The 23087-nt window shown below is 73.3% G+C and carries 23 protein-coding genes; 9 read left to right on the top strand and 14 right to left on the bottom strand.

Annotated features, from left to right (window positions below; genetic code table 11):
• Nucleotides 1-173: 173 nt before the first annotated feature.
• Entirely contained in the window at nucleotides 174-3257 is a 3084-nt protein-coding gene (locus VFJ94_RS10320) for an AfsR/SARP family transcriptional regulator (protein ID WP_325004122.1), read from the bottom strand.
• A 132-nt stretch (nucleotides 3258-3389) separates the two neighbouring features.
• Here VFJ94_RS10320 and VFJ94_RS10315 point away from each other — a divergent pair, with 132 nt between their 5' ends.
• A complete protein-coding gene (locus VFJ94_RS10315; protein WP_325004121.1) occupies nucleotides 3390-4826 on the top strand; it encodes a hypothetical protein in 1437 nt (478 codons plus the stop codon).
• Nucleotides 4827-4939: 113 nt separating this feature from the next.
• Here the strand turns inward: VFJ94_RS10315 and VFJ94_RS10310 are convergent, their stop codons facing one another.
• From VFJ94_RS10310 to VFJ94_RS10295, 4 genes are all read right to left on the bottom strand, one after another.
• A complete protein-coding gene (locus VFJ94_RS10310) occupies nucleotides 4940-5509 on the bottom strand; it encodes a hypothetical protein (RefSeq protein WP_325004120.1) in 570 nt (189 codons plus the stop codon).
• 113 nt (nucleotides 5510-5622) lie between these two features.
• Nucleotides 5623-6561, bottom strand: a complete 939-nt coding sequence (locus tag VFJ94_RS10305; RefSeq protein WP_325004119.1) for an ABC transporter ATP-binding protein — start codon at nucleotides 6559-6561, stop codon at nucleotides 5623-5625.
• Nucleotides 6558-7376 carry an ABC transporter permease gene (locus tag VFJ94_RS10300; RefSeq protein ID WP_325004118.1) on the bottom strand — a complete coding sequence of 273 codons (819 nt, stop codon included), beginning with the start codon at nucleotides 7374-7376 and terminating at the stop codon, nucleotides 6558-6560. Before VFJ94_RS10300 ends, VFJ94_RS10305 begins: the two co-directional genes overlap by 4 nt.
• Nucleotides 7369-8187: an ABC transporter permease gene (locus tag VFJ94_RS10295; RefSeq protein ID WP_325004117.1), complete on the bottom strand. Its 819-nt coding sequence runs from the start codon at nucleotides 8185-8187 to the stop codon at nucleotides 7369-7371. Before VFJ94_RS10295 ends, VFJ94_RS10300 begins: the two co-directional genes overlap by 8 nt.
• Nucleotides 8188-8233: 46 nt before the next feature.
• Between VFJ94_RS10295 and VFJ94_RS10290 the strand changes: the two genes are divergently transcribed.
• A complete protein-coding gene (locus VFJ94_RS10290) occupies nucleotides 8234-8770 on the top strand; it encodes a gluconokinase (RefSeq protein WP_325004116.1) in 537 nt (178 codons plus the stop codon).
• Between the two features lie 116 nt (nucleotides 8771-8886).
• Here the strand turns inward: VFJ94_RS10290 and VFJ94_RS10285 are convergent, their stop codons facing one another.
• From VFJ94_RS10285 to radA, 3 genes are read right to left on the bottom strand one after another with little or no spacing between them, the layout of a single operon-like run.
• Nucleotides 8887-9774, bottom strand: coding sequence for an A/G-specific adenine glycosylase (locus VFJ94_RS10285; protein WP_325004115.1), 888 nt, complete (start codon nucleotides 9772-9774; stop codon nucleotides 8887-8889).
• Nucleotides 9775-9792: 18 nt separating this feature from the next.
• The gene (disA, locus tag VFJ94_RS10280) at nucleotides 9793-10869 is read right to left on the bottom strand and encodes a DNA integrity scanning diadenylate cyclase DisA (protein WP_325004114.1); all 1077 of its coding nucleotides are present in this window, start codon (nucleotides 10867-10869) and stop codon (nucleotides 9793-9795) included.
• A 59-nt stretch (nucleotides 10870-10928) separates the two neighbouring features.
• Nucleotides 10929-12350, bottom strand: coding sequence for a DNA repair protein RadA (gene radA, locus VFJ94_RS10275; protein WP_325004113.1), 1422 nt, complete (start codon nucleotides 12348-12350; stop codon nucleotides 10929-10931).
• An 18-nt stretch (nucleotides 12351-12368) separates the two neighbouring features.
• Between radA and VFJ94_RS10270 the strand changes: the two genes are divergently transcribed.
• On the top strand, nucleotides 12369-12626 hold the full coding sequence (locus VFJ94_RS10270; protein WP_325004112.1) for a hypothetical protein: 258 nt from the start codon (nucleotides 12369-12371) through the stop codon (nucleotides 12624-12626).
• Nucleotides 12627-12762: 136 nt separating this feature from the next.
• The gene (locus VFJ94_RS10265) at nucleotides 12763-13095 is read left to right on the top strand and encodes an Lsr2 family protein (protein WP_325004111.1); all 333 of its coding nucleotides are present in this window, start codon (nucleotides 12763-12765) and stop codon (nucleotides 13093-13095) included.
• Between the two features lie 73 nt (nucleotides 13096-13168).
• Here VFJ94_RS10265 and ligD read toward each other — a convergent pair whose 3' ends face one another.
• Complete coding sequence (gene ligD / locus VFJ94_RS10260) at nucleotides 13169-14071, bottom strand: non-homologous end-joining DNA ligase (protein ID WP_325004110.1); 903 nt, start codon at nucleotides 14069-14071, stop codon at nucleotides 13169-13171.
• A gap of 119 nt (nucleotides 14072-14190) precedes the next feature.
• Between ligD and VFJ94_RS10255 the strand changes: the two genes are divergently transcribed.
• The 3 genes from VFJ94_RS10255 to VFJ94_RS10245 all read left to right on the top strand — a co-directional run bounded on the left by VFJ94_RS10255 (nucleotide 14191) and on the right by VFJ94_RS10245 (nucleotide 17227).
• Nucleotides 14191-14985: a Ku protein gene (locus VFJ94_RS10255; RefSeq protein WP_325004109.1), complete on the top strand. Its 795-nt coding sequence runs from the start codon at nucleotides 14191-14193 to the stop codon at nucleotides 14983-14985.
• A 48-nt stretch (nucleotides 14986-15033) separates the two neighbouring features.
• Entirely contained in the window at nucleotides 15034-16269 is a 1236-nt protein-coding gene (locus VFJ94_RS10250; protein ID WP_414654595.1) for an acetyl-CoA hydrolase/transferase family protein, read from the top strand.
• Between the two features lie 187 nt (nucleotides 16270-16456).
• Nucleotides 16457-17227: a hypothetical protein gene (locus tag VFJ94_RS10245; RefSeq protein ID WP_325004107.1), complete on the top strand. Its 771-nt coding sequence runs from the start codon at nucleotides 16457-16459 to the stop codon at nucleotides 17225-17227.
• Between the two features lie 29 nt (nucleotides 17228-17256).
• Here the strand turns inward: VFJ94_RS10245 and VFJ94_RS10240 are convergent, their stop codons facing one another.
• The 5 genes from VFJ94_RS10240 to VFJ94_RS10220 form a co-directional block, all read right to left on the bottom strand.
• A complete protein-coding gene (locus VFJ94_RS10240) occupies nucleotides 17257-18054 on the bottom strand; it encodes a sugar phosphate isomerase/epimerase (RefSeq protein WP_325004106.1) in 798 nt (265 codons plus the stop codon).
• A 46-nt stretch (nucleotides 18055-18100) separates the two neighbouring features.
• Nucleotides 18101-19030, bottom strand: a complete 930-nt coding sequence (locus VFJ94_RS10235; protein WP_325004105.1) for a Ppx/GppA phosphatase family protein — start codon at nucleotides 19028-19030, stop codon at nucleotides 18101-18103.
• An 85-nt stretch (nucleotides 19031-19115) separates the two neighbouring features.
• The gene (locus tag VFJ94_RS10230; protein WP_325004104.1) at nucleotides 19116-19850 is read right to left on the bottom strand and encodes an ABC transporter permease; all 735 of its coding nucleotides are present in this window, start codon (nucleotides 19848-19850) and stop codon (nucleotides 19116-19118) included.
• A gap of 13 nt (nucleotides 19851-19863) precedes the next feature.
• A complete protein-coding gene (locus VFJ94_RS10225) occupies nucleotides 19864-20685 on the bottom strand; it encodes an ABC transporter ATP-binding protein (RefSeq protein WP_325004103.1) in 822 nt (273 codons plus the stop codon).
• Between the two features lie 10 nt (nucleotides 20686-20695).
• On the bottom strand, nucleotides 20696-21349 hold the full coding sequence (locus VFJ94_RS10220) for a TetR family transcriptional regulator (RefSeq protein ID WP_325004102.1): 654 nt from the start codon (nucleotides 21347-21349) through the stop codon (nucleotides 20696-20698).
• Between the two features lie 143 nt (nucleotides 21350-21492).
• Here VFJ94_RS10220 and VFJ94_RS10215 point away from each other — a divergent pair, with 143 nt between their 5' ends.
• Both VFJ94_RS10215 and VFJ94_RS10210 read left to right on the top strand, forming a co-directional pair.
• Nucleotides 21493-22293 carry a hypothetical protein gene (locus VFJ94_RS10215; RefSeq protein ID WP_325004101.1) on the top strand — a complete coding sequence of 267 codons (801 nt, stop codon included), beginning with the start codon at nucleotides 21493-21495 and terminating at the stop codon, nucleotides 22291-22293.
• Nucleotides 22290-22979 carry a class I SAM-dependent methyltransferase gene (locus tag VFJ94_RS10210; protein WP_325004100.1) on the top strand — a complete coding sequence of 230 codons (690 nt, stop codon included), beginning with the start codon at nucleotides 22290-22292 and terminating at the stop codon, nucleotides 22977-22979. Before VFJ94_RS10215 ends, VFJ94_RS10210 begins: the two co-directional genes overlap by 4 nt.
• Nucleotides 22980-23087: the final 108 nt, after the last annotated feature.

The raw sequence follows: 23087 nt of genomic DNA, 5'->3' as shown, positions 1-23087 counted from the left end.
GGCCCACCCGCACGAAAGTGGCCACTCGAGCCACGCGCGCCCCCGTCGAGTGGCCAGTTCCGTACACGCCCCCGGCGGCCACCCGCACGAAAGTGGCCACTCGAGCCACGCGCGCGCCCCCCCGTCGAGTGGCCAGTTCCGTACACGCCCCCGCCAGCCCACCCGGTTCTTCGTCAGGCCCGGCCGGAGACGGTGAGGATCGCCCGGCGGGACTCGGCGATCACCGAGGCGAGGTCGACCGCGGCGAGGCTGCGCAGTCGCGCGACCTGGGTCTCGTCGAGGGCTTCGCGGGCCGTGCGCAGCGCCGCGCGGAGGTCGGCCTCGAACGGTTCACCGCCGTCGTCGCCGCCCGGCGACAGCTCGTCGGCGGCGGTGAACAGCCGAACGGCCGCCCGATGGTCCCCGCAGCGCACCAGCAGGCAGGCCGCGACCCGAGCCGCCTGGGCCGCGCCATGCGGCTGGCCGGTGCGCGACGACAGGTCGAGCGCCTCGGACAGCTCGACCGCGGCCCGGTCGGCCTCACCGGCGAGGACCGAGATCCGTGCGGCGGTGATCAGGCCGTCGCGGCGCTCCATCGGTCGGTGCTCGCCGGCGAGGCGCAACGCCTCCGCCACGTAGTCCCGCGCCGAGAGGAGGTCCCGGGGCTCGTCCAGGGCGATCTCGGCGAGGGTGTTGAGAGTGTCCGCGATCCGCGCCCGGTCGCCGCGTGACCTCGCGACGAGGAGCCGCTCCTCGTAGCAGCGGCGCTCGAGCTCGAGGTCGCCCGCCATCGCGGCGGCGATCGCGATGACCGACAGCGTCACTGCGTGGACGTCCCCCTCACCCCGCTCGCGGGCCAGCCGGAGGGCAGTGCGCGCGGCTCGCTCGGCCTCCTCCCCCGGCCCGGCCTCCGCGACGATCGCAGCCGCCAGGTAGCAGTGGGCTGCGGCCTCGTGCTCGACGGGGACGTCGGCGACGGAGAGCACCGATCTGCACATCCGCTCCGCGCGCGCGAAGTCCCCCGCCTGGTAGGCCAGTCGGGCGATGCCGATCTCCAGCCGGCAGCGCAGGGCCGGCGGCATCGTCGTCAGGTCGAACAGGCCCAGCCGGTCGAGGCCCTCGCGCACCCGACCGGACGCGAGCCAGTATGCCGCGGCGTCGGCTGCCAGGGCCGCCGCGTCGGCGACCGCGTGTCGAGCAAGCGCCCAGTCGATGAGGGAGACGAGATCCGCGTGCTCGTCGTCGAACCGGGCGAGTGCCACGTCACCGTCGGGTCCGTCGAGCGCGGCGCTCCAGGGGCCAAGCCGTCGGCTCATCCAGGCCAGGTGCAGCAGCCGCAGCGCGGTCTGCCGCTCCGGGTCGATCCCCAGGGACCGCACATGCGCACGCACCGGCCCGAGCACGCGGTATCGCAGCTCGACCCTCGTGTTGTGCAGGTGCACGAGGCCGCAGTCGAGCAGCGCGCCGAGGTCCTCGACCGGGTCAGGTGGTGCCGTCCCCTCGCCGGGCGTGCCCGCAGCACGGGCCGCGAGCGCCTCGACCGCTTCAAGGCCGAAGCCGTCCTCGAAGATGGACAGGTCATCGAGCAGGCTGCGTGCTGTCGCCGTGAGGTTGGACAGGCTCCAGTCGATGGTGCCGGTCAACGTCCGCGCCGCGCCGAGCGCGGGTCGTGCCGGGGAGAGCAGGTCGAGGCCCGAGCGCAGCCGCTTCAGGGCGGCCGCCGGAGAGAGCATCCGCATCCGCGCGGCCGCCAGCTCCAGCGCGAGGGGGACGCCGTCGAGCAGGCGGCAGAGGGCGACGACGTCGCCCACGTTGTGCTCGTCCACCCGGAACTGCTGGTTGACCAGCCGGGCGCGGTCGGCGAAGAGGGCCACGGCCGGACACGCCATGGCCTCGGCGGGCCCGAGTCGGGCGGCCAGCTCGGCCCGGGGCGACTCGATGGGCGGGACGACGACCTCGACCTCGAAGTCGAGACGGAGCGGGAGCCGGCTCGTCGCGATGATGGTCAACCGCTCGGTGGCCTTGACGAGGGTCTCCACCGCGTAGGCGGCGTCGCGCACCACCTCGAGGTTGTCGATGAGCAGGAGACTGTCGGCGTCCGGCGGCAGCATCTCGGCGACCGCCGAGGCCGCTGAGACCGTGGTCGGCTGAGCGGGCTCGGACCCCCCGAGGGCGAGACCGAGCGCGGTGAGCAGGGCGGTGGCGTCCTGGCCCTCCTCTGCCTCCAGGAAGTACCGGCCCCCCTCGAAGCCCTCGACCCGCCGGGCCAGCACCGTCGCGAGTCGGGTCTTGCCGGTGCCGCCGGGGCCGACGAGCGTGAGCAGCGCGAGGCCGGGGTCCGCGATGCGGGCCGCCAGGTCGGCGACCAAGGCGTCTCGGCCCCACGTCGTGGTCGTGGGGCGGGGAAGGTGAAGCTCGTTGCGGGGCCGGATGACGGGCCCGCGACTCGACGAGCCGGCTGCCGCGCCGGCCCCGTCGCCGCCGGCTCCCGGGCCCGGGCGGGGCGCACCGGCCGGTGTCGGGTCGGCCAGCCGCGGGTCGTGCCGCAGGATGCCGACCTCGATCTGCTGCAGGGCCTCCCCGGGGTCGATCCCGAGCTGCTCGGCGAGCAGGTCCCGGGCGCGCGCGTATGCCGCGAGGGCGTCGGCCTGCCGGTTGGACCGGTAGAGCGCGATCATCAGCTGCCCCCACCTGCGCTCGCGCGTGGGGTGCTGGGCGACGAGCGCCTCGATCTCGGGGATCACCGCGGCGTGCTCCCCGCAGGCCAGGCGCAGGTCGACGAGGTCCTCCCTCGCCAGGGCCTCGGACTCGTCGAGGCGGGCGGCATACGACTCGGCGAAGGGAAACGCGCGAAGGTCCGCCAGGCCGGGGCCTCGCCACCAGGCGAGCGCGGCGTGCAGCGAGTCCAGCGCCTCGCGGCTGCCCAGGTCGCGGCTGCGGTCGCGGGAGCGCTGCCACGCCTGCTCGAACTCGACGACGTCAAGAGTGGTCCCGTCGAGAGTCAAGGCGTAGCCGGGCGCCCGGCTGACGAGCACCCCTCGCGCGAGGCCCACGGACGCGAGGGCCTGCCGGAGTCCGTGGACGTAGACCTGCAGCGACCCGAGAGGCCGGCTCGGCGGGTCCTCGCCCCAGAGGCCGTCGACGAGGGCGTCGGTGGACACGGTGCGACCCTCGGCCAGGGCGAGCATGGCGAAGACGGCGCGCTGGCGCGGCGCGCCGAGCTGCACGGCCTGGCCCGCGTGCGCCGCCTCGACGGGTCCGAGCAGCCGGATCTGCACGGGCACAGGGTATTCGTTGCGGCTCGGCCAGGCAGACGCTTTGGCCGGTCGGCTCACCGCGACGGGGATTCGGGTCATGGCGACGCCGGACCGCCCCTACAGTGAGGCACCTTCGCACGCAAGGAGAGCACCATGCCATTGAGGCTTCGCCACGGTCGAGCCGCCGCACTCGTGATCGGCGCCGCCCTCGCCGCGCTCGGGGCCCCGAGCGCACTCACGGCTCCCGCCAGTGCCGCGCCGGCCTTCTGCTCCCTCACCGGCATGCAGAAGAACGTGTGGACCGGAGCGGCCGGCGACGGCTTGTGGGTCACCCCCGGCAACTGGTCGCGCAACCGCGCACCGGACCTCACCGACCGCAGCACCGGGTACGTCTGCATCGACGCCCACGGACCCGTCACGATGGCAGCCGGGGAATCCGCCGAGCTGCAGGCGATCGACGTCGCAACCGGCACCACCCTGAACCTGCAGCGCGGGTCCACGCTGCTCGTGCACGGCGACCAGGCCACGAGGCCGAGCTACCTGCGCGGGGGCTCCGTCACCGCGCTGTCGGGCACGCTGGGTGGGCCGGGGCGGATCGAGCTGCTCGGTCGCCTCACGTGGACGAGCACCACCCTCGGCGCAAGCACCATCACCACCCGGCGGTGCGGCACGGGGGGCACGTGCGGGGCGGCGGTGACAGGGCCCCGCGGTCTCCTCGTCGTCGGTGACAACGGCCTCGTCGACGTCACCCCGCTCGGCGTCAACCTCTTCGACCAGTACCAGCTGAAGGTGCGGGGCACCCTCAGGCTGCGCGGCACGGCATACGTCGCGGCTGACCGCGGGACCTCCCTCGAGCTGCTGCCCCGGACCACGACGACGGGGGTGGGCACCCTGCTGATCACCAACAACGGCGGGTGGTACGAGGGGAGAACGCTCTACGGCGTGAGCGCGCTCTCGGCGGTCACCAACGCCGGCCTCGTGCACAAGTCGGCGGGGACCGGGACGAGCGTCGTCGTCGGCAGCTACACGCGGGCCGGCGCAGGGACCATTCGCGTCGGGCAGGGCACGTTGAGCATGCCGGACCAGGTCCGCCACGCGGTGACGGTGGGCAGCACGGACGCCTACGGCTTCGGCGCCTGCAACGGCAGCAGCTATGCCTGCGAGCCGGTCGCCGACGCGCAGCAGCCGCAGACGGGCACGATCCGGGTCCCCGCGAGCGACGCCGACGGCGCCCTCATCGAGCTCGCGCCCGACGGCCCCGGGCCGGCGGGCACCCTCGGTGAGCAGGTGCACGCCGGGGCCACGGGGATGACCGTGAGCTCGACCGACCCGGCCGTGCTGGGACTGCGCTACGACACCTCGGTCCTGGGCGGCCGGACCTGGCGACAGCTCGTCGTCGAACGAGCCCCGACCGGCACGACGTCCTACGCCATCGTGCCGGCCTGCCCCTCCTCGGGTGAGCCGCCCACGACGGGCATCAAGGCGTGCGTCGACCGACGGGGGCTCGCGACGAGCAGCCGCACGCTGCCCGACGGAGACGCCCTCATGGTGGTGCGCACGACCGGCTTCAGCCGCTGGCGCGCCCGCTGAGGCAAGGCACTCACGACGGGGCGGCCCGCCGGTCATCGACCGGCGGGCCGCGCCCCTGCTCGCCCCTGCTCGTCCCTGCTCGTCCCTGCTCGTCCCTGCTCGTCCCTGATCGCTCAGAGCACGAGGTAGCCGTTGCGCGCGTTGCACGCCGCGATGAGGCAGGAGTAGTCGCCGGGCTGGTTGTAGTCCATCTTGACTGCTGCGGTCCCGCCGTTCCAGGACCACGCGAGCCCGAGGACGACCCGCCACGTGCCCGAGCCGGTCTGGATGTACTGGGTGTCGAGGTAGCGGGCGCCGGACCCCGACGGCAGGGTGTAGTAGAGCGTGCGTGTCTTGTCGCCGTGGTAGAGCCAGCCGTTGCTGGACCACTGGTAGACGTTGACGACGTAGACGAGGGTCTGCGTACCGGCTGTCGCGTTGGAGCGGGTGATCCACGGGCCCGGCACCTTGATGCCGGGGAACCGCGTGATGATGCCGTTGTTGGCGACCGCGACGTATTGCCCCTGCACCTGCTGGCCCTGGAAGCCCCCGCGCCAGTAGCCCGACTGCGTCCAGGTGTAGGCGGAGGCCTGGGTGGCGCCGGCACCGAAGGCCAGCGAGAGGGCGAGGACCGCGGCCGTGAGCAGGCGACCAACGATTCTCGGGGCCCGGAGGATGCGAGGCGATGCACTCTGGGTGTTCATGGCGGCGGTTCCCTTTCTGTGGTGCGGCCGGGGTGGCTCTTGCTGATGAGGCCAACCCTCGACCCCACCGCTTAAGGACCTCTTAAGGCGCTCGACCCGGGTCCGGCTGCGGCCTAGCCCCGCCCGGAGGCGGCGTAGATGCGCCTCACCACGTCCTCGATGTCGGGCTCCTCGATGGCGAGGTCGCGCACCTCGGCGCGGGCGGAGACGGCGGCGAGGACCGCGGCCGCGGTCGTCGTCCCGGCGTCGAACGCGAGGCGTTGCCGCAGCCCTCCCGACTCGCTGCCGACGAGCGTCGCACCCGGTATGCCGTGCAGCTGCGGGCCCGGGGCGGCGAGGTCGACGACGAGCAGCCGCTGCGCCCCGACGGTCGCCGCGAGGCCGCCCAGCGAGCCGTCGAAGGCGAGTCGGCCGCGGTCGACGACGAGCACCCGCTCGCACAGGCGCTGGATGTCGCCCATGTCGTGGGTCGTGAGCAGCAGCGTCGTCCCCCGCTCGCGGCGCTCGGCGATGAGGAACTGCCGCAGCCGCTGCTTGGACAGCACGTCCAGGCCGATCGTCGGCTCGTCGAGGATGAGCAGCTCCGGGGAGTGCAGCAGTGCCGCCGCGATCTCGGCGCGCATCCGCTGGCCCAGGGAGAGCGACCGGACGGGAGTGCCGAGCTCCGCGCCCATCTCCAGCTCCTCGACGAGGGTGGCGGTCCGCTGCCGGGCCACGGCCGGCGCCAGCCGGTGGATGGCGCCGAGGATGACGAAGGACTCGCGCAGCGGCAGGTCCCACCACAGCTGCGACCGCTGGCCGAAGACGACCCCGACTCGCCGCGCGACGTCGATGCGCCGACGCATCGGGTCCAGGCCACACGTGCGGACGAGGCCCGAGGTGGGCTTGAGGATCCCGGTGAGCATCTTGATCGTCGTGGACTTCCCGGCCCCGTTGGCACCGATGTAGCCGACCGACTCGCCGGGCTGCACGGTGAGGCTCAGATGGTCGACGGCCCGCAGCCGCTTGAAGTCGCGGACGAGGTCGCGCGTCTGCACGATCGGGGTGCTCATCCGCCTGCTCCTTGGTAGTGCCGGGTGCCGAGCCGCCAGCACAGGCCGGCCATCGCCCACGCGAGCAGCGCCGCCACCGGCGTGCACCACGCGAGCCAGGGCGGCCCGAGGGCGTCGCCCGGCAGGTCGAGGATCGCGAGCGCGGGCAGGTAGGCCACGAAGGCGGTCGGGACGACGAACGTCCAGAAGATCCGCAGCGGCCCGGGGAAGACGCGCTGGCTCTGCTGCGCGGCATACGCGCCGCCGTAGGTGAAGGCGTTGGTGAACTCCGCACCGTTGACGAGGAAGAACTGCAGGCCACCCGCCGCCGTGAACAGGGCCGCGAAGATGGCGGTGCCGCTGACGACCGTGAGGACGATGAGCACCGCCGTCGTCGCGGACCATGCCACGTGCGCCGTGGTGAGGGCGACGACGAGGGCCGTGACCGCGACGGCGAGGCGCCCGACCCGGCGCAGCGAGATGTCGCTCGTCATGAGCTGCGCCAGCAGCGGCAGGGGCCGCACGTAGAAGGCGTCGACCTGCCCGGACCGGATGTAGGTGGGGAGGCCGTCGAGGTGGCCGACCAACAGGTCTGCCAGCGAGAACCCGATGTTGCTGAGGGCGAAGACGAGCAGCGCCGCGGTGAAGTCGAGGCCGCCGAGGACCGGGACGTTGGCGAAGACGACCCAGACCTCGGCGAGCTCGGCAAGGCCCACGCCGACGGTGCCGAGGACGTCGGTGACGAACGAGGTGCGGTACTGCAGCTGAGCCCGCACCCGCGAGGCGAGCAGGACGCGGTAGGGCCGCAGGTGCCTGGCGACGGCGGGCTCAGCCACCCTGCACCTCCAGCCGGCGACGGCCGGCCCGGAGGACGACCTGGCCGACGGCGAGCAGCATCACGGCCCAGAAGACCTGGCTGCCGAGGGCCCCCCAGACGTCCGCGCCGACGACGCGGCCGGCGAGGATGTCGATCGGGTTCTGCATCATCGAGGGGAAGGGCGACCACTGCGCGATCGTACGCAGCCAGTGGGGGAACCACGGCACAGGCAGGTAGAGGCCGCAGAAGAGCCCGGCGGTGATCATCCACACGAGCTGTATGCCGCGGACCTCGACGAGCCAGAAGGCGAGGAGGTTGACGAGGAAGTTGCCGGCGAACGCCACGACGACCGCGAGGCAGACCGACCCGAGCCCGACGACCCAGGCCAGCGCACCGGGAGGCCAGGTCAGCTCGAAGAGAAGCGCGCCGATCGCCAGGGTGGGCAGGCCGCGGGCCGCCAGGTTCACCGCGGCCCGGCCCAGATCGGCTGCCAGATAGGCGAGCTGGGGATCGACGGGGCGCAGGAAGTCGACGGCCACGTCGCCCGTCCGCACCCGGTCCTTGATGTCGGAGAAGCCCCAGAGGTTGACCGTGCCGAGCAGCGCCTGACCCCACCAGACGAACGCGACGGCGGTGGGGGCGTCGTACCCACCGATACGCGAGCCGGCAGAGGCGAGGGCCGCGAGCACGATCGAGGCACGGATGAGGCCGAAGGCGGAGTTGGTCGCCATCCCGGCCAGCAGGGCCAGCCGGTAGGTCGACTGCCGGCGTAGGCCGGCGCGCGCGAGCAGCCAGAAGCTCCTCGGCCCAGCGGATCCCGACGACGGCACGAGGAGCCACCCTACCGGCGCGGCGCCCGGGACTAGGCTGCCGGACATGGCTGGTGAGGGCCGGGGATCGGACGTCGTGGTCGTCATGGGGGTCTCCGGGTGCGGGAAGAGCACCGTCGCCAGGGGCATCGCGGACGCGATGGGGTGGCAGCTCGCCGAGGGTGACGACTTCCACCCGGAGGCGAACGTCGAGAAGATGCGCCGGGGCGAGCCGCTCACCGACGAGGACCGGTGGCCGTGGCTGCGCCTCATCGGCCAGTGGATCGACGCCCGGCGGGAGCGGGGCGAGCCCACCGTGGTGACGTGCTCAGCCCTGCGCCGCCGCTACCGGGAGCTGCTGCGGGAGGGTCGGCCACAGGTGCGCTTCTGCCACGTGACGGCGCCCGACGAGGTGATCCGCGCCCGGCTGAGCCGCCGCACCGGGCACTACATGCCCTCCTCGCTGCTGGAGAGCCAGCTGCGACTGCTCGAGCCCCTGGGGAGCGACGAACCGGGCGTCACGGTGAGCGCCGAGGGGAGCACCGAGGAGGTGATCGCGCGGGCCCTCGACGCGCTGGGCCTGCGCGGCCGGGCCCCGGGCTGACGGACGACGGTGGGCCCGGGCACGGGGTGTGCGGGCGCGAGTGTGCGGAAGTGGCCACTCGACCTGCGGGGGGGTGTGCGGAAGTGGCCACTCGACCTGGGGGGAGCGGGCGGGGGTCAGGACGGCAGGCGGAACCGGCGCCGGTCGAGTGGCTCGACCAACCCGTCGGCGACGAGGGAGTCGAGGCAGCGCAGGACCTGGGCCCGGTCCGGCCCTGAGTCCTCGAGCTGCGCCTCCCGGACGGGACCGTCAGCCGCCCGCAGGCGGTGCAGGAGCGCCCCTCGGACCTGGCGGTCCGTGCCGTGCCAGGCCTGCCCCCGACGCGGCGGCCCCGCGTATGCCGGTCGGCCCGCGACGTTCCACGCGCAGAGGTCGGCGACCGGGCACTCGGCACACCGGGGCCCACGGGCTACGCAGACCAGGGCGCCGAGCTCCATGACGGCGACGTTCCACGTGGTGGCCGCCTGCGTGGACGCGGGCAGGCAGGCGCGGGCCAGGGCTGACTCCGCTCGGGTGAGCGACGGGGCCGGGTAGGCCTTGCCCTCGACCACCCGGGCCAGGACCCGGCGGACGTTGGTGTCGACGACGACCTCGGGGATGCCGAAGGCGAAGCAGGCCACCGCCGCGGCGGTGTAGGCACCTACGCCCGGGAGGTCGAGCAGGTCGCCGGGCGAGCGCGGCACCTCGCCGCCGTGCCGGAGCACCATGACCCGGGCCGCCTCGTGCAGGCGAAGCGCTCGGCGCGGGTAGCCCAGCCGCCCCCAGGCCCGCACCGCGTCGCCGGGCGCGGCGGCTGCCAGCGCGGACGGCGTCGGCCAGCGCCGCAGCCACTCGTGCCAGACGGGCTCGACGCGGGCGAGCGGCGTCTGCTGCGCCATGACCTCGGAGACGAACACGCCCCACGGGGAGCAGTCCGGCTCGCGCCAGGGCAGGTCGCGGCCGGCGACGGCGAACCAGCCGCCCAGCCGCGCGTGGAGGGTGGGAAGGACGTCGCTGGCCGGCATACCGAAAAGACGCGACGGTCAGACGTAGCGCTCGAGGATGCTCGACTCGGCGAGGCGCGACAGGCCCTCCCGGACCGCGCGCGCCCGGCCCTCGCCGACGCCATCGACAAGCATGAGGTCATCGATGCCGGCCGCGAGCAGCCGCTGGAGCGAGGCGAAATGGTGGACGAGGCGCTCGACGATGGCCGGGGGCAGGCGGGGCACCTTGGTCAGCAGGCGGTAGCCGAGGGGACTGACCGGCGCGTCGAGGCTGTCGCCCACGACCGTGAAGCCGACGGCGCGGGCGCCGGCCGCGAGGTCGAGCATCTCCGCGGGGCTGAGCGCCTCGAGGTTGAGCAGCGCCTCCGCCGGGGTGAGCTGCGACTTGGTGGCCGGCAGGTAGTCCTTGATGACGAGCTCGCGGTCGTTGCCGAGGCCGCCGACGAGCTCCTCGAGCTGCAGGCTGAGGAGGCGGCCGTCTGTGCCGAGCTCGACGACGTAGTCCTGGATCTCCGCGGAGATCCGACGCACCATCTCCAGCCGCTGGAGCACCGCGGTCACATCCCGGACGGTGACGAGGTCCTCGATCTCGAGCGCGGACAGGGTGCCGGTCACCTCGTCGAGGCGCGACTTGTAGCGCTCGAGGGTCTGCAGCGCCTGGTCCGCGCGGGAGAGCGTCGTCGGCGACCCCTCCACGACGTGCCGCCTGCCGCCGACGTAGAGCGCCACGACCCCCATCGACTGGCTGACCGAGATGACCGGGTAGCCGGTCTGCTTGGCGACGCGCTCCGCCGTGCGGTGCCGGGTGCCGGACTCCGTCGTCTCGATGGAGGAGTCGGGGACCAGCTGCACCGCTGCGCGCAGGATCCGCCCGGCGTCGCGGTCGAGGACGACGGCGCCGTCCATCTTGCACAGCTCGCGCAGCCGCGTCGCCGAGAAGTCGATGTCGATGGGGAACCCGCCGGTGGAGATCGACTCGACGACGCGGTCGTAGCCGAGCACGATGAGGGCGCCCGTGCGACCCCGCAGGATGCGCTCGAGGCTGTCCCGCAGGTCGGTGCCGGGGGCGACAGCGGCGAGGGCTGCACGCAGCAGCTCGTCGTCGTTTCTCTCCATCAGCTCCCGTTCGGCCGGAGGGCACGCGCGCCAGGGCGTTCCCCCGGTCGCACGGCATTCTAGGCGCTCGCGACGGCCACCGCCTCACGCGCCCGCCCGTGGGACAGGCGGTCCATCGCCTGCAGCGCGGCGCCGACGTCGGCGACCTCGACCACGTGCAGGCCGGGGGGCACGGCGAGGTCCGCGAGTCCGCCGCGGGGCACGAGTGCCGAGACGAAGCCGAGCCTGGACGCCTCCGCCAGACGCCGCTGCATGCCGGGGACGCGACGGACCTCACCGGCAAGGCCGACCTCGCCGCAGGCGACGACATCCGAGGGCAGCGGCCGGTCGAGGAACGACGAGCCGATCGCGAGCAGGGCCGCCAGGTCGACGGCCGGCTCCGTCAGGCGCACTCCCCCGACGGTGGCCACGAAGATGTCGCACGACGCGACCGGGGCGCGCATCCGCTTGTCGAGCACGGCGATCACCATGGCGAGCCGGGCGGGGTCGAGCCCGCTCGTCGTGCGGCGCGGCGAGGCCAGGGTCGAGGGGGCCACGAGGGCCTGCACCTCGGCCACCAGCGGTCGGCGACCCTCCAACGTCACCGTGACGCACGTGCCCGGGACCGCGTGGTCGCGGCTGGAGCGGAAGAGCCCGCTGGGGTCGGGCAGGCCCACGATGCCCGCGTCGGAGAGGTCGAAGCAACCGACCTCATCGGTCGGGCCGAAGCGGTTCTTGACCGCCCGCACCAGACGCAGGCGCGAGTGCCGGTCACCCTCGAACGCGAGCACGACGTCGACGAGGTGCTCGAGCAGCCGCGGCCCGGCGATGGCGCCGTCCTTGGTGACGTGCCCGACGAGGAGCACGGCGATGCCGCGCGACTTGGCCACGGCGATGAGGCTGGCCGCCACCTCGCGCACCTGCGTGACGTTGCCCGCCTGGCCCTCGACCTGCGCGCTGGCGATGGTCTGGACCGAGTCGACGACGAGCAGCCGGGGGGCGACGTGCTCGACCTGCCCGAGCACGGTGGCGAGGTCGGTCTCGGCCGCGAGGTAGAGGGCGTCAGCCATGGCGCCGATGCGCTCCGCCCGGCCGCGCACCTGCGCGGCCGACTCCTCGCCACTGACGTAGAGCACGGGGCCGCCCTGCCGCGCCACGCCGGCGGCCACGTCGAGCAGCAGGGTGGACTTGCCGATTCCCGGCTCGCCGGCCACCAGGACGACCGCTCCCGGGACGAGGCCGCCGCCGAGCACCCGGTCGAACTCGGCCATGCCGGTCGGGCGCGCCACCGCCCGGGCGGTGTCCACCTCGGCGATCCGCAGTGCCGGTGACGAGACCGGGGCGGCCGACGTGCGCCCGGGCGGTCCGGAGCCGCCGGCCGCCTCGGCCACCGAGTCCCACGCCTGGCACTCCCCGCAGCGCCCGACCCACTTCGCGGCGGTCCACCCGCACTCGGTGCAACGAAAGGCTGGGGAACGTCGTGGGGTGGGTCGCGAGGCCATGCCTGCACCGTAGACGGGGTGACCGACACGGGCGGCCCGCACAGGCGACCGACACGGGCGGCCGACACGGGCGCTGCACGGGTCGGCGCGCGTGCGACGATGGGAGACATGGATGCCGTTCTGCCCTACATCCTCGCCCTGGCGCCCACGGTCGGCGTCGCGGGAATCTTCTATGTGGTCATGAAGAACATTCTCGAAGGCGACCGTCGTGAGCGCCTCGCGCAGGCCAAGTGGGAGGCACAGCAGCGCGCCGACAAAGGCGACGAGCGCGGCTGACCCCTTTTTGAGCGGGCGCCATTTCCCTGAAACATTCGCGAGGCAATTCCGAAAGGATGTCCGGGACTGTTACTTTGTATGCGGTGACGAGGAAGACCCGTCGCCCGCGCCTTTCCCGACACCCTGATGGAGAACCATGGCTCAACGCGTCGAATACATTCTGGTCGATGATCTCGATGGCGGTCCCGCCGCCGAAACGGTGACGTTTGCCCTCGACGGCGCCTCCTACGAGATCGACCTTTCGGACGACAATGCACGACAGTTGCGCGACGACCTGTCTCGATGGGTCGGGCACGCCCGACGCACCGGCGGTGGGGGGCGCCGGCCGGCAGGAGGACGCCGCCAGTCGGCGAAGCGCACCGACCTTTCGGCGATCCGCGAGTGGGCCCGGGCCAACGGTCGCCCGGTGTCCGACCGGGGCCGCATCTCCGCGGAGGTGCAGGCCGCCTACGACAGGGCCCACTCGTAGCCGTCCCTGACGCACCGGCCCGAGGGCCGCGTCGAGGCCCGCCGCCCTGCTCGGGGCGGCGGGCCTTGCCGCGTCAGCCGCCGACGGCCTCGGCCTCGACCAGCGACGCGGCGAGGTCACCAGCCGCGTCGACCCGGCGCAGCACCTCGTCCATGGCCAGCTGCCCGAAGGGGAGCCCCCGCGCGCCCGCCTCGACCTCGTCCCACGAGCGCGGCGCCGCGACGGTGGGCGCCGCCCGACCCCGCAGCGAGTAGGGGCACACCGTCGTCTTGGCCGCCACGTTCTGGCTCCAGTCGAGGAACACCTTGCCGGGGCGCAGCTCCTTGGCCATCTTCCAGACCACCCGGTCGGGGTGCTGCTTCGTCAGCTCGCGCGCCAGCTGCTGGACGGTGTCGCGGATCTCGTCGCTGGTGTGGACCCCAGGGAGCACGGCATACAGCTGCAGGCCCTTGCTCCCGCTCGTCACGGGGACCGTGTCCAGGCCGAGCCCGCCGAGACGCTCCCGCACGAGCAGGCCGACGGCGGCACACTCCCGCAGTCCCGTGCCGGGCCCGGGGTCGAGGTCGACGACGAGGCGGTCGGGACGTCCCGGCTCGGCGTCCGGGCCCTCCCCCTCGTAGCGCCACTGGGGCACGTGCAGCTCGAGCGAGTTGAGGTTGGCGAAGTACGTGATGCCGGCGAGGTCGTCGAGGAGGGGGAAGACCGGGTCCCGGCCGGCGCGCCGGATCCACTCGGGGCAACCGGGCGGGATGTTCTTCTCGAAGAACTGCGAGTGCCCCACCCCGTGCGGGAACCGGACCCGCGTGACCGGTCGGCCGGCCAGGTGGGGCAGGAGCACCGGGGCGATCCTCGCGTAGTAGTCGATGACCTGGGCCTTGGTCGTGCCCGTCGCGGGGTACATGACCTTGTCGAGGCTGCTCAGGGACAGGCGCCGTCCGCCCACGTCGACCGCGACCCGGGGCGCGTCCTTGGCCATCAGGCCGGGCCGTCCGCGCCCCGCGCGGGCGCGTGCCCGCGCAGGCCACGCGGGACGCGGACGGGAATGGTCGGCCTCGTCGTCGCGCGGGCGGGTCGCATGGGTGCATTCTTGTGCCCATGCGAGCGATCTGGAAAGGCGCGGTCTCCTTCGGACTCGTCAACGTCCCGGTACGACTCTTCTCGGCGACGGAGAACCACGACGTCCAGTTTCGTCAGGTCCACGAGAAGGACGGCGGGCGGATCAAGTACCAGCGCGTCTGCTCCATCGACGGCGAGGAGGTGCCCTATTCCGACATCGCCAAGGGCTATGAGACCGACGACGGGCGGATGGTCGTCCTCACCGACGAGGACCTGAAGACGCTGCCCTCGCGGTCGTCGAAGGAGATCGCGATCGAGAAGTTCGTGCCCGCCGACCAGATCGACCCGCTCTTGTTCGACAAGTCCTACTACCTCGAGCCGGACAAGACCGGGATAAAGCCCTACATCCTCTTGCGTGACGCGCTCGCAAAAGCCGACCGCATGGCCCTCGTGACCGTCTCCATTCGCACGCGGATGACCCTTGCGGTGCTGCGGGTGCGTGACAACGTCATCGTCCTGCAGACGATGCTCTGGGCCGACGAGGTGCGCGCGCCCGAGTTCGACTCGCTCTCCACGGACACCCATGCCAACGCCAAGGAGCTGGCCATGGCGGCCTCCCTCGTCGACTCCCTCTCGGGCGACTACGAGCCGGACGAGTTCGAGGACGACTACTCCGAGGCCCTCGAGCAGCTCGTCACGGCCAAGATCGAGGGCGGCGAGGTCGCCGAGACGCCGACCGTCAAGGGCGAGGAGACCGAGGTGGTCGACCTCCTGGCGGCCCTGCAGAAGAGCGTCGACAAGGCGAAGGCGGCCAAGAAGAGCAAGGCCAGCTGAGGGCGCCCCGGCAGGGCCCCGGCGGGCGGGCGGGCGCCATCGGCGAGGATGAGGCCCGTGCGCACCGTGACCATCGAGGAGCTGCAGGCCCGGCTGGCGGGGCTGCCCCCCAACCCGCGCGTCGTCGTGAGCGGGAACATGGCGATCCCGTGGGAGGGCGTCCGTGCGCTCGACGAGGCGGTCCCGGCATACGTGCTGCATGCGCTCAACGGCCCGCCCGGGCTGCCGGCGCGTGAGGGCGTCACGGTGGAGACGTGCTTCGTGGGCGCCGGGATGCGACGGCACCCTCGGCTGCGCTACGTGCCCTCCCGCCTCTCGCTCGTGCCGCTCCTCTTCGCGCGCACCCTGCCGCCGGACGTCGTGCTCCTGCACTGCGCACCGCCCGTCGCCGGACAGCTGAGCCTCGGCCTCGAGGTCAACGTCCTGCCCGCGGCCATCGAGGCCTGCCGGTCCCGCGGCGGCCTCGTCGTGGCAGTCGTCAACCCCCGTATGCCGTACACGTTCGGCGACTCCCAGGTGCCGGTCGAGCACGTGGACCTTGCCGTCGAGGTCGACGGCCCGCTGCCCACGCACCAGCCCGCCCGGCCCGACGAGGACAGCGCCGCCATCGGCGAGCGGGTGGCCTCGATGGTCCTCGACGGCGCGACCCTGCAGCTCGGCATCGGCGCGGTCCCGGACGCCACGCTCGACGCGCTCGTCGGCCACCAGGGCCTTCGGGTGTGGACGGAGATGTTCTCCGACGGGGTGCTCGCCCTCGACGCGGTGGGCGCCCTCGACCCGGACCACCCGCTCATCACGTCCTTCTGCTTCGGCTCCCAGGACCTCTACGACTGGCTGGACCGCAACCCGCGCGTGCGGATGCTGCGCACCGAGAAGACCAACGACCCCGGCCTCATCGCGCAGCAGCGGCAGATGACGTCGGTCAACACGGCACTCGAGGTCGACCTCTTCGGGCAGGCCAACGCCTCGCGGATCAACGCCAGGATCTACTCGGGCTTCGGCGGGCAGACCGACTTCATCGTCGGCGCCCTGCACTCCCCCGGTGGCCAGTCCTTCATCGCCCTGCGCTCCTGGCACCCTCGGGCCGACGTCTCGACGATCGTGCCGCTCGTGGACGAGCCGGTCACGTCGTTCCAGCAGTCCGCGATCGTCACCGAGCACGGGGTCGCCCCGCTCTGGGGCCATGACGAGCGGACGCAGGCCCGCAACATCATCGACCGGGCGGCCCACCCACGGGTCCGCGACGACCTGTGGGAGGAGGCCGCCGCGCTGGGCCTCGCCTGACTCCGCCTGCCGCCTCCTGCCGCCGCCCTGCGCCGCGTCCCCGAGGGGCGCCGGGGCTGGGCCTCCGGCAGGTGCCCGTGCGGCCCCGGGGGTATGCCGCCGGGCGGTGACCTGCGGCCAGCCCGGTCGTGCCCCTGTTACCGGGAATCCCCGACGCAGCCCGTGGCCCGCTGCTAATTTTCGACGCATGAGTCCCAAGCCCTCCACGCGTGCCTGGCTGTTCTTCGGGGCCTTGGTCGTCCTGTCGGCGCTCATCGTGCGTCACGACCTCGACCGCTTCCTGCCGGGCCACCTGGCCACCGAGGTCGGTCACAACCGGGAGGCTCTGGGCTTCGCGATCCTGATGTGCGCGACGATCCAGTGGTTCCGGCCCTGGGCGGCACGCACCCGTCACGCGATGCCGCTCGCCGTCGGCTACGGGCTCGGCCTGGTGGCGTTCGGGTGGTGGCTGCTGCAGTCCGACCTGCCGACCGACTACACGACGTTCAGCGAGTCGTTCTTCGGCGCCGGGGTGCTGGCCATCTACGTCCAGCCCAGGCGGCCGCTTCGCTACGGCCCGTGGTTCTCGGCGGTGGTGCTGGCCTTCATCGTCGTGTTCTTCAAGACACCCCTCGTGCTCGACGAGTCCGAGAACCTGCTCATGACCATGCTCGGACCGGTGGCGTTCGACCTGTTCGACCGCACCATCCTCGACCGCGACGCCGAAGACCGGCCCCGGCTGCGCCTCGCCTGGTGCGCCGCCCTCGTCCTCGCCTGGTTCGTCTTCTGGAGACTGGCCGCCCTCGTCCGTCCTGACCTCTCCGGCCCCGTCGACTTCGGCATCGACTACGCCTACCGGGGCGCGGAGGCCTACTGGGGCATCCTGCTGGTGCACGTGTACTTCTCGTACGTCCTGGGCCGTTCGTGGCGCGGGCCGGTCCGCGCATCGGCCGGCCGACGGGCGATGGTCGACGCCTGAGGTCACACGGGTCAGCGCCGGAGCGCGGGTCAGAGCCGGCCGACGCCGAGCTCCGGGGCCAGGTGCAGCCTGGCGAAGGCCAGCGCCTCGGCGAGGTCGAGCTCCCGCTGGTCCGGGCCGACCTTTCGCGTGCCCACCTCCACGACGACCGCGCCGTCGAAGCCCGCGTCGGCGACGAGCTGCAGCACGGCGCCGCACGGCTGGTCGCCGCGCCCGGGCACGAGGTGCTCGTCCTTGAAGGAACCCGTGCCGTCGGCGAGGTGCACGTGGGTGAGCCGCGACCCGAGCTGCCGGGCCATCTCGAGAGCGTCCGAGCCGGCCGTCGCCGTGTGCGACAGGTCGAGCGTCACGTGGTCGAACGGCTGCTCGACCGGGTCCCAGTGCGGCAGGTAGGCCAGCACGTCGCGGCGGGCGGTCCGCCACGGGAACATGTTCTCGACCGCCAGCCGGATGCCGGTCTCGTCCTCGCGCGTGGCCACCCCGTCGACGAACCCGGCGGCATACTCCCGCTGCCACCGGAAGGGTGGGTGCAGCACGACGGTGGAGGCGCCCACCTCCTGGGCGAGCTCGATGGAGCGGTCGACCTTGCCCCACGGGTCGTTGCCCCACACCCGTTGCGTGAGGAGCAGCGTCGGGGCGTGCACGGAGACGATCGGTATGCCGTGCAGCTCGGAGAGGGCCCGCAGCGCCCCCGCCTCCTGCGTGACCGGGTCGGTCCACACCATGACCTCGACGGCGTCGTAGCCGAGGCGGGCCGCAGCGCTGAACGCCGTCGCGGCGTCCGACGGATAGAGCGACGCCGTCGACAGCCCGATGGGCGCGGTCATGCGCTCATTGTGCGCCGGGCCGGCGGTCCGTCGGTGTCGCCGCGCGTCACGACGCGATGTGGTCGAGCCGGCGCAGGATGAGGCCCTCACGCAGCGCCCACGGGCAGATGTCGAGCTGGTCGACGCGCAGCAGGTCCATCGCCGCCTCGACGACGAGGGCGCCGCCGAGCAGCTGCGGCGCCCTCGTCACCGACACGCCCGGCAGCCGCGCGCGCTCGGCCGCCGACATGGTCCGCACGCGGCCGACGATCTCGGTGAGGTCCTCGCGGCGCAGCGACCGGTGCACGAAGGGCCCCTCGGCGCTGGGCGCTGCGCCGGCGAGACGCGCCAGGGAGCGGATGGTCTTCGACGTGCCGACGACCCGGTCGGGCACGCCCGCCTTGAGCAGCGGGCGCACCTGCGCGGCGACCTCGGCCCGCACCTGCGAGCGCACCTGCTTGACCGTGGCCTTGTCGGGCGGGTCGCCGGGAAGGCGCTCCCGCGTCACGCGCCCGGCGCCGAGCGGCAGGCTGAGTGCGACGTCGGGCTCCTCGTCGATGCCCGAGGCGAGCTCGAGCGAGCCGCCCCCGATGTCGATGACGAGCAGCCGGCCGCTCGACCAGCCGAACCACCGCCGCACCGCGAGGAAGGTCATCCGGGCCTCGTCGGGGCCGCTGAGGACCTCGAGCGTGGTGCCCGTCTCGGCGCGGACCCGCTCGAGGATGCCCTCGCCGTTGCCCGCCTCCCGCAGGGCCGACGTGGCGAACCCGAAGATGTCCTCGACGCCGTTGTCGTCGGCGAGCCGTCGGCACTCGGCGACGAACGAGACGAGCCGCTGCTCGCAGCGCTTGTCCACCCGGCCGTCGGGGCCGATGCTCTCCGAGAGGCGCAGCTCGATCTTGTGGGAGAACGCCGGCAGCGGGTGACCGCCGAGATGGGCGTCGACGACGAGGAAGTGGACGGTGTTGGAACCGACGTCGATGACCCCGAGGCGCATGGGCCGACCCTACAAGCCACCCGGCGGCGCGCTCACCTGACGCTCGCCGCGCGCGCTGGGCGGCTGCCGCACGTTGCAGCGGCGCTCAGGCGGAGCGCCGCTGCAGCGTCAGCGAGGCGAAGGCGAGCGCGACGACGACGAAGCCGACGACGATGCCCAGGTCGCCCAGCACCGACCCCACCGGGCTCGCGACCGCCGCGATCTCCTTCATCGCGTCGACGGCATACGACAGGGGCAGCACGTCGGAGAGCCAGCGCAGCGCCGTCGGCAACGTGTCGCGGGGCGCGAGCAGCCCGCACAGGAGGAACTGCGGCAGGATGAGGGCCGGCATGAACTGCACCGCCTGGAACTCCGTGCGGGCGAAGCCGCTCGCGAGGAGCCCGAGCGCCGTGCCGAGCACCGCGTCGGCGACCGCGACCAGCACGAGCAGCCACAGCGGGCCGGACACGTCGAGGCCCGCCACCCCCACCGCGAACCCGGTGGCAACCAGGGCCTGCACGACGGCAAGCGCCCCGAAGGCGACGGCATACCCGAGCATGAAGTCGCCCTTGCCGAGCGGGGTCGTCAACAGGCGTTCGAGCGTGCCGGACTGGCGCTCGCGCAGGGTCGCCACGGACGTGACGACGAACATCACGACCATGGGGAAGACCCCGAGCAGAGCCGGGCCGATGCGGTCGAAGACGGGCGTGTCGGCGTAGATCCAGGCGAGGAGCCCGAGGAGCACGCAGGGCACGACGAGGATCAAGGCGATGGTGCGGTGGTCGGTCCGCAGCTGGCGCAGGACGCGGGCCGCGGTCGCGAGCGTGAGGCTGGGGTGCATGGCAGTCGCTCCGTCACGCTCGGTCGGCGCCGGCGCCGGCGCTGGGATGGGCTCTGTCCGCCGTGTCGGTCGTGTCCGTCGTGTCCGTCGCGTCCGCGGCGTCCGCGGCGTCGATGAGGGCGAGGAAGGCCGCGTCGGGGTCGGACGTGCCGGTCCGCGCGAGCAGCTGGTCGGGGGTGACGTGGGCGAGGATGCGGCCCTGGCGGAGCAGGACGAGCTCGTCGCACCGGGCCGCTTCGTCCATGACGTGGCTGGAGACGACGAGCGAGTGGCCCTGCGCCGCGAGGTCGTGGAAGAGCTGCCAGAGGTCGCGGCGCAGCACCGGGTCGAGGCCCACGGTCGGCTCGTCGAGCACGAGCAGGCTCGGCCGGCCGACGAGCGCACAGGCAAGCGACACGCGCGACTCCTGCCCGCCGGAGAGGTCGCGGACGAGCTGGTCGGCGTGCGAGGCGAGGTCCGTCTCGTCGATGGTGCGCCGCACCGCGGCCGCCAGCGCGTCACCGCGAAGACCGACCGCCCGACCGAAGTAGGCGACGTTGTCCCGGATGGTCAGGTCCGCGTAGACGCTCGGCGACTGGGTGACGTAGCCCACCTGGGACCGCACCTGCGCCGACCCGGCCGGCTCCCCCAGCACCCGCACCTGCCCCGACTCGATGACCTGCACGCCGACGAGGCAGCGCAGCAGCGTCGACTTGCCCGAGCCCGACGGGCCGAGGAGACCGACGACCCGCCCCCTCGGCAGCTCCAGGTCGAGGCCCGCGAAGACGGTCCGGCGACCGCGCACGACCCGCAGCCCGCGGATCTGCACCGCCGGCCCGGACCCGTTATTCATCATGTGATGAAATCTAGTCCCGGCGGGGCACGTCGTCTACCAGGTGCCGCTGCAGGACCGGCCCGAGACGCTCGACGATCTCGGCGTCGGACGCCTCGACGAGGGCGGGCACCTTGAGGACATAGCGCAGGACGGCCATTCCCAGCACCTGCGACGCGGCGAGTGAGGCCCGCAGCGCGGCGTCCGGCACGCCGGCCGCCGCGGTCACCCGGCCGAACACCTCCCGGACGAGGAACTCGCGCAGCACCCGGGCGCCCTCGTCGCTGGTCATGCTCGACCGCAGCAGCGCCACGAAGCTCTCCCGCCGGCCCGGCGCGTCCCAGACCCCGAGGAACGCCTCGACGATGCGCCAGCCGACCCGGTCCAGGCCCGGTGCCAGCACGGCGTCGATGACCGCCCCCGGATCGACGGGCACGTCGAGCGTCTGCGCGAACAGCCCCGCCTTGCCCGAGAAGTAGTGGTGCACGAGCGAGGGGTCGACGCCTGCCTCGCGCGCGATGCCGCGCAGCGTCGCCTTGTCGTAGCCGTGCCTCGCGAACTGCGCGCGTGCGGCCGCCACGATGGCAGCCCGCGTGTCCCCGCCTCCGGCGCGACGACCGCGGCCGCGCGTGCCGGTGCGCGAGGCGCCGGTCGGCGCGGCGCCGCCGCGGCCTTCGCCAGACGTCATGGCAGCCACCGTAGCCCGGGCCGCGAGACCCGTCGGAACCTACCGTCGGACGCGCCCAGCGGCATACGGGACGGCGGGAGCTCTGCTCGGCGTCGGCGACCGGGGTCGGCGTCGGGGGCCTCGACACGACGTAGGGTGAGCCGGTGGCTGAAGCACCCCTCGACCTGTCCCGCGTGTGGGTCGAGTTCCCCGACCCGGCCGACCCCGGGCAGCGGTTCTGCTGCGACCTCACCTGGCTCACGAGCAGCTGGACGTGCATCTTCGGCGCCGGCTGCCAGGGCATCTACGCGGACCGCCCCGACGACGGCTGCTGCACGCTCGGCGCGCACTTCACCGACAAGGCCGACCTCGAGCGCGTCGCTGCCGTCGTCGACGAGCTCGGCGAGGACGAGTGGCAGTTCCACGCGGTCGGCACGGCCACGGGAGCCCGCGCCGACTGGACGGAGAAGGAGGACGGCGCCCGCAAGACGAGGGTCGTCGAGGGCGCCTGCATCTTCCTCAACCGGCCGGGCTTCCCCGCCGGTGCCGGGTGTGCCCTGCACCAGCACGCCGTGCTCACGGGGGTGCAGCCGCTCACCGCCAAGCCCGACGTGTGCTGGCAGCTGCCGACGAGGCGGACCTATCGCACCGTCGAGCTGCCCGACGACACGAGCTACCTCGAGGTGACCATCACCGAGTACGACCGGCGGGGCTGGGGACCCGGCGGCCACGACCTCGACTGGTACTGCTCCGGCAACCCCGAGGCCCACGTGGGCCGCGAGCCGGTCTACCGCTCCAACGCCCCTGAGCTCGTCGAGCTCATGGGCGCACCGGCATACGAGGAGCTCGTGCTGCGGGCCGAGGCGCACCTCGCGTCCGTCAAGGCGGTCCGCGCGCGTGGGGCGCGCAAGCTGCTGCCCCTCCTCGTGCACCCCGCCACCCTCGAGGCCGGCGGGACGGAATGACCGGGCCCATCCCGTCGCCCAACATCTGGCGCTCGCCCGACGTCTACGAGGTCGAGAACCGCGGCGTGGACCGGGCCGGCGCGATCGAGGCCACGATGCGTGAGATCGCGGACTGGGTAGGCACTGACGTGCTGGACGTCGGCTGCGGCACGGGCTTCCACCTCGCGCGCTTCGGCGAGTCCGCCGCCACCGTCACGGGCGTCGAGCCGCACCCGCCGCTGGCCGCCCTCGCTCGGGACCGGGTCGCCGGTATGCCGCACGTCACCGTCCGCGAGGAGGGTGCCGCCTCGATCGGGGTGCCGGACGCGTCCTTCGACGTCGCGCACGCCCGCTGGGCCTACTTCTTCGGGCCCGGGTGCGAGCCGGGGCTCACGGAGCTCGCGCGGGTCCTGCGACCCGGCGGCACGGCATACGTCATCGACAACGACGCGACCCGCTCGACCTTCGGGTCCTGGTTTCGCCGGGCGCTGCCGGCCTACGATCCGCGGGCCGTCGAGCGCTTCTGGGCGCGTCAGGGCTGGCAGCGCGAGCGCGTGGACATCCGCTGGGACTTCGAGTCGCGCGCAGACTTCGAGGCCGTCGTCGGCATCGAGTTCCCGCCCGATCACGTGCGGCTGATCCTCGCCGAGCACCCGGACGCCACGGGGGTCGACTACGCCGTCAACCTGTGGTGGCGCCGCTTCTGACCGGTGGCCCCTGCACCCCGGCGCGCCGGCGCGCGTACGAAACTGGCCACTCGACGAGGCGGGGACCACCGGCACCATCCCACCCACACCCCCCCAACGTCGAGTGGC

This window comes from Intrasporangium sp., assembly GCF_035688975.1.
Lineage (GTDB): Bacteria > Actinomycetota > Actinomycetes > Actinomycetales > Dermatophilaceae > CALMNV01.
This window is presented reverse-complemented; position numbering and strand designations above follow the sequence as displayed.

Coding starts and splice junctions, on each gene's coding strand:
- VFJ94_RS10265 (WP_325004111.1), top strand. CDS start 12,763: ATGGCTCAACGCGTCGAATACATTCTGGTCGATGATCTCGATGGCGGT.
- VFJ94_RS10220 (WP_325004102.1), bottom strand. CDS start 21,349: ATGACGTCTGGCGAAGGCCGCGGCGGCGCCGCGCCGACCGGCGCCTCG.
- VFJ94_RS10210 (WP_325004100.1), top strand. CDS start 22,290: ATGACCGGGCCCATCCCGTCGCCCAACATCTGGCGCTCGCCCGACGTC.
- VFJ94_RS10315 (WP_325004121.1), top strand. CDS start 3,390: ATGCCATTGAGGCTTCGCCACGGTCGAGCCGCCGCACTCGTGATCGGC.
- VFJ94_RS10225 (WP_325004103.1), bottom strand. CDS start 20,685: ATGATGAATAACGGGTCCGGGCCGGCGGTGCAGATCCGCGGGCTGCGG.
- VFJ94_RS10285 (WP_325004115.1), bottom strand. CDS start 9,774: ATGCCGGCCAGCGACGTCCTTCCCACCCTCCACGCGCGGCTGGGCGGC.
- VFJ94_RS10230 (WP_325004104.1), bottom strand. CDS start 19,850: ATGCACCCCAGCCTCACGCTCGCGACCGCGGCCCGCGTCCTGCGCCAG.
- disA (WP_325004114.1), bottom strand. CDS start 10,869: ATGGAGAGAAACGACGACGAGCTGCTGCGTGCAGCCCTCGCCGCTGTC.
- radA (WP_325004113.1), bottom strand. CDS start 12,350: ATGGCCTCGCGACCCACCCCACGACGTTCCCCAGCCTTTCGTTGCACC.
- VFJ94_RS10310 (WP_325004120.1), bottom strand. CDS start 5,509: ATGAACACCCAGAGTGCATCGCCTCGCATCCTCCGGGCCCCGAGAATC.
- VFJ94_RS10245 (WP_325004107.1), top strand. CDS start 16,457: ATGAGTCCCAAGCCCTCCACGCGTGCCTGGCTGTTCTTCGGGGCCTTG.
- VFJ94_RS10250 (WP_414654595.1), top strand. CDS start 15,034: ATGAGGCCCGTGCGCACCGTGACCATCGAGGAGCTGCAGGCCCGGCTG.
- VFJ94_RS10235 (WP_325004105.1), bottom strand. CDS start 19,030: ATGCGCCTCGGGGTCATCGACGTCGGTTCCAACACCGTCCACTTCCTC.
- ligD (WP_325004110.1), bottom strand. CDS start 14,071: ATGGCCAAGGACGCGCCCCGGGTCGCGGTCGACGTGGGCGGACGGCGC.
- VFJ94_RS10255 (WP_325004109.1), top strand. CDS start 14,191: ATGCGAGCGATCTGGAAAGGCGCGGTCTCCTTCGGACTCGTCAACGTC.
- VFJ94_RS10305 (WP_325004119.1), bottom strand. CDS start 6,561: ATGAGCACCCCGATCGTGCAGACGCGCGACCTCGTCCGCGACTTCAAG.
- VFJ94_RS10240 (WP_325004106.1), bottom strand. CDS start 18,054: ATGACCGCGCCCATCGGGCTGTCGACGGCGTCGCTCTATCCGTCGGAC.
- VFJ94_RS10290 (WP_325004116.1), top strand. CDS start 8,234: ATGGCTGGTGAGGGCCGGGGATCGGACGTCGTGGTCGTCATGGGGGTC.